This is a genomic window from Pseudomonas sp. HY2-MNA-CIBAN-0224, from assembly GCF_040310285.1.
In the GTDB taxonomy this organism is placed as follows: Bacteria; Pseudomonadota; Gammaproteobacteria; order Pseudomonadales; family Pseudomonadaceae; genus Aquipseudomonas; species Aquipseudomonas helleri.
In genome coordinates, this window is sequence record NZ_JBEOPQ010000204.1 from 1 (window position 1) to 420 (window position 420).

Here is a 420-nt window from a genome sequence, read left to right on the forward strand (position 1 = left end):
GTTGAAGACACGCCCTAGTATTTCTTTATTTCAACAAAATTAGGTAGCTCAATTATGATCAGTCCTTCTAAGCCATATCTTATCGCTCCTTCCATTTTATCTGCCGACTTTGCCAGACTGGGCGAAGAAGTTGAAAGAGTATTGGAGTCAGGTGCTGACGTCATTCATTTTGATGTGATGGACAATCATTATGTCCCCAATCTGACCTTTGGCAGTATGATCTGTAAAGCGCTGCGTGATTATGGTATCGATGCACCTATCGATGTTCATCTGATGGTATCGCCGGTGGATAGCATGATTGAGCAATTCTTAGAGGCAGGTGCGAGTGTTATCACTTTTCATCCAGAAGCCAGCGCGCACATTGATCGCTCTTTGCAGCTCATCAAAGATGGCGGCGCTGAATGTGGCTTGGTATTGAAT

General features: G+C 44.3%; 1 protein-coding gene. It reads left to right on the forward strand.

The window, feature by feature from the left end; genetic code table 11:
• Positions 1–54: 54 nt before the first annotated feature.
• Positions 55–420, forward strand: a 366-nt coding sequence (locus AAEZ03_RS26035) for a ribulose-phosphate 3-epimerase (RefSeq protein ID WP_502947953.1), incomplete at its 3' end; no start/stop codon positions are given.